The organism is Verrucomicrobiia bacterium, from assembly GCA_035495615.1.
In the GTDB taxonomy this organism is placed as follows: domain Bacteria; phylum Omnitrophota; class Omnitrophia; order Omnitrophales; family Aquincolibacteriaceae; genus DATJFP01.
Genome location: DATJFP010000073.1, coordinates 1 through 3,981, shown reverse-complemented (window position 1 = coordinate 3,981; position 3,981 = coordinate 1). Strand labels below are relative to the sequence as shown.

The 3,981-nt window shown below is 55.7% G+C and carries 5 protein-coding genes; all 5 read right to left on the bottom strand.

Annotation, left to right across the window (positions count from 1 at the left end):
- Nucleotides 1-69 precede the first annotated feature (69 nt).
- Nucleotides 70-831, bottom strand: coding sequence for a phosphoadenylyl-sulfate reductase (locus VL688_09465; GenBank protein ID HTL48268.1), 762 nt, complete (start codon nucleotides 829-831; stop codon nucleotides 70-72).
- Complete coding sequence (cysC, locus tag VL688_09460; GenBank protein ID HTL48267.1) at nucleotides 832-1,404, bottom strand: adenylyl-sulfate kinase; 573 nt, start codon at nucleotides 1,402-1,404, stop codon at nucleotides 832-834.
- Nucleotides 1,405-1,731: 327 nt separating this feature from the next.
- Nucleotides 1,732-2,073 (bottom strand): P-II family nitrogen regulator, encoded by a 342-nt coding sequence (locus tag VL688_09455; GenBank protein ID HTL48266.1) that lies wholly within the window; start codon nucleotides 2,071-2,073, stop codon nucleotides 1,732-1,734.
- 11 nt (nucleotides 2,074-2,084) lie between these two features.
- A complete protein-coding gene (locus tag VL688_09450) occupies nucleotides 2,085-3,356 on the bottom strand; it encodes an ammonium transporter (protein HTL48265.1) in 1,272 nt (423 codons plus the stop codon).
- 315 nt (nucleotides 3,357-3,671) lie between these two features.
- Nucleotides 3,672-3,854 (bottom strand): hypothetical protein, encoded by a 183-nt coding sequence (locus VL688_09445; GenBank protein ID HTL48264.1) that lies wholly within the window; start codon nucleotides 3,852-3,854, stop codon nucleotides 3,672-3,674.
- Nucleotides 3,855-3,981 lie beyond the last annotated feature (127 nt).

Sequence of the window (3,981 nt, the reverse complement as noted above, 5' to 3'; positions counted from 1 at the left end):
TGGTAGTCGTCGTCATTTTCTATTCCTCCAATTAAACGGGTTGTCCCTTGCGTCTATTAAACCGTAGGCCTAAACGCCCTCGCCCATTTGCTGGGACGAGTCTTTTTCTTTCTCAGGCGCCTTGACCTGTTTCATGAAAGTGTGGATGCCGCATTCGGTCTTGCTCTTTCCCGCCCAACGGCCCGAACGCTCGTCGTCGCCGGCCTGAACGGGCTTCGTGCACGGCCAGCAGCCGATGCTCAAATAGCCTTTTTCGTAGAGCGGGTGCTGCGGGATCTGGTGCTCTTTCATGTACCACCAGGAATCGCGCGACGTAAAATTCGCCAAAGGGCTTATTTTATACATGTCGCCCTCATATTCCTCAATAATTTGAATGGCCTTGCGAAAATCGGTCTGGTGCCGGCGGATGCCGCTCATCCAGGCGTCATAGCCTTTCACGGCCAGGCCCATAGGCTCGACCTTATTGATCTGGCAGCACAGGTCCGGGTTTTTCTCGTACGGCACGCCGTTGTACTCGGCCACGACCTTGGCCTTCTTTTCCGGGTCGGCCTTCAGGTTGACGACGTTTTTGAGGCCGAACAGCGCCGCGAGCTTGTCGCGGTATTCCAGAGTTTCCGGAAAATGATAGCCGGTTTCCAAAAAAAGGATGGGCGTCGCGGGATCCACCCGGCTCACCATGTGCAGGAGCGTCCCGCTTTCGGGGCCGAACGAAGAGGTCATGGCGATTTTAGGCGCGAATTCGCGGATGGCCCAAGCCACGATCTCCTGCGGCTTTTTGCCTTCGAAATCCGCGTTCAGCTTTTCGATGTTTCCGAATTTGTGCGTCAACACTTAACCCTCGAACTTGAGATATCCCAGCTCTTCCAGGCGCTTCACGACTTTTCCGGCGGATTGTTCCAGACTTTCAGCCGCCGTATCGCAGACCACTTCAGGATTCAGCGGCTCTTCGTACGGGTCGCTGACGCCGGTAAATTCCTTGATCTCGCCGGCGCGGGCCTTTTTGTAAAGGCCTTTGACGTCGCGCTTCTCGCATTCCTCGACCGAGGCCTTGACGTAGACTTCGACGAAGCTGCCGATCATCCGGCGATTATAGTCCCGAACCTCGCGGTAGGGAGAAACCGCGGAGGCAATGGCCGCGACGCCGTTTTTGGTCAAGAGGTGGCAGACGAAACCGATGCGTTTGATATTGGTTTCCCGGTCTTCGCGGGAAAATCCCAGGCCCTTGCTCAAGTTGGTCCGGACCACGTCTCCGTCCAAAAGCTCGACCTTCAAGTCCCACTTGCGGAATTGGCGTTCCAAAAAACGCGCGATCGTGGATTTTCCGGAGCTCGGAAGTCCCGTGAGCCACACCGTGACCCCTCTTAAAAGGCGGACGCCGGTTCGCTCGAAGACAGAACTTTCCACTTATCTCACCATGGTTCCTTGAACAGGAGAAAATACCCTGAATTCCCTAAGGGGGAGGTCACCTAAACAGACCCTGGAGGGTGAGAGGCACTATACACTTAAACAGCGTCAGAGTCAATACTTAGGAAGCCTTTCCACCGGGATTTACATCATGTGGAAAACTCTGAGCCACGGCCTTTAATGCTTTGCGGTTAAAAGAGTTGCGGAACTTGAAGAAGGGGTGGTAAAACCGGCTTTTCGGCAGGGAAAAGACCCCGGGAGGATCGGCAGGATGGCTTTATTCGTGTTACTCACCCTGTCAACCCTCCCGGGTAATTTTGCAAAAAACTAACCGATCGCGGCGGTGCTTTGTTCGCCGGTACGGATGCGCACGCACTGTTCGAGATCGAGGACGAAAATCTTGCCGTCTCCGATTTCGCCGGTTTTGGCGCCTTTGATGATCGCGTCGACAGCCGCTTTCACGAACGTGTCGTTGACCGCGATCTCCAGCTTCGTCTTCTTGAGCAGCGAACCCGCTTCCTTGTGGCTGCGGTAAACTTCCGAAATGCCTCTCTGGCGTCCGCGGCCCATCACCGGGGAGACGGTCACAAGATGAATCTCGCTCTGCTCGAGCTCCTGCAGAACTTCGTCCAGCTTGTCCGGCTGGATAATGGCAACGATATATTTCATGGCTTTTCTCCTTAATCAATCATGGTGTAGGCGGATTCGCGGTGCTGCGTCAGGTCGAGGCCGATCCGTTCGTCGCGCTCGGAAACGCGCAGGCCGAGGACCATGTCCACGATTTTCAGCAGAATGAACGACACCACGAAGGAGTACACGATCGTGACGACAACCGCCTTGATCTGGATGAACAAGAGGGCCGGATTGCCGTAGAAGAAGCCGTCCGCGCCCGCGGGATTGATCGCTTTCTGTGCCCATAGGCCCGTGGCAATGGCGCCCCACATGCCGCCGATGCCGTGCACGCCGAAAGCGTCCAGCGAATCGTCGTAGCCGAATTTCGGTTTGAGGAACGCCACCGCGAAATAGCAGATCACGGAAACGCCGATGCCGATCCAGATGGCATCGATCACGCTGACAAAGCCGGCCGCGGGCGTAATGGCGACCAGCCCGCCGACCGCGCCCGTAATTTTGCCGAGCATCGTCGGATGCGCGTTGAATTTCCAGTCGAGCATCGCCCAGGTAAGGCCTGCGGCAGCCGCCGCGACGTGCGTCGTCACAAAAGCGTTGGCGGCAAGGCCGTTCGCGCCCAGCGCGCTTCCGCCGTTGAAGCCGAACCAGCCCACCCACAAAAGGCCGGCGCCCAGCACGGCAAACGGCAGGTTGTGCGGAGGCGATATCCTGGCCGGGAAACCCTTTCTGCGGCCGAGAACCAGCGCCGAAGCAAGAGCCGCGACACCCGCGTTGATGTGCACGACGGTTCCGCCGGCGAAATCAAGCGCTCCGCTCTTGCGGAGGAAACCGCCGACAGCCCACACCCAATGGCAAACTGGATCGTAAACAATGGCGGCCCACAGGAAGGAAAAAACCACGAACGAGGAAAACTTCATTCTTTCCGCGAAAGCGCCCAGGATCAGGCCCGGCGTAATCACGGCAAACATGCACTGGTAAATCATGAACGCCTGATGGGGCACGGTGGCCGAATAATCCGCATACGGCTCAAGACCGACGCCGTGCATGCCGGCCCATGCCAGACTGCCGATCCACCCCTTGATATCGGGACCGAACGAGAGGCTGTAGCCGAACACCACCCACTGAAGGGTGATGAGGCACATCAGGAAAAAACACTGCATCAATACCGAAAGCATGTTCTTTTTTCTGACCAGCCCGCCGTAGAAAAAGGCCAGCGCAGGGGTCATCATCAGAACAAGGGCCGCGGAGACAAGCACCCAAGCCGTATCTCCCGTATCCACCGTGGGAGCTTGAGCGAACGCCGGGATTGCCATGCTCAGCATCAGGCCACCCAACAAGAGGCCTATTTTTTTGAGGTTCATTTGAAAATATCCTTTCTGTCTGGATCAATGTTGGCGGCACTCGCCGCCGAAGCATTGAAGTAACTGGAATGGAAGCCCCGGCAGTTTGGAACTATTCCGCCGGAGGCACTACGCAAACTACGCCGCCACCCATACAAAAAATATGCCATTTTTTTGATTAAATCTTGATGCGCTTCGAGGGGAACTCTAAGAGGAGGCTCGCCAAATCACTACAATTTTGTATAGGCGTCATGAATGGAAACAAATTTGTACTTTCAGGAATGGAGGAAATTTTGACTATCTCTTGATGCCAAAAGAGGATAGAAAATAACCCAGATAGAAGACGAGAAGCGATCCCGCAAAAATGGCGATGCTGGCAGATTCGTCATGCCCCATGAATCCCACCCAAAGAGAAGACGGCAAGGCGATGAGCCCCATGATCTGAAGGGCCCTTCCGGCAAGATACAGGACTTGCCTCACCGGAACGTTCCCGCTTTCCCGAAACCGCCGATCCAGTGGATTTCTTCCGGCGTCATCTCATAGAACCGGAAATCCGGAAGCTGGAAGAACATTTCCGAGCGGGGAAAAAGCTGGAGGTATTCTTTTT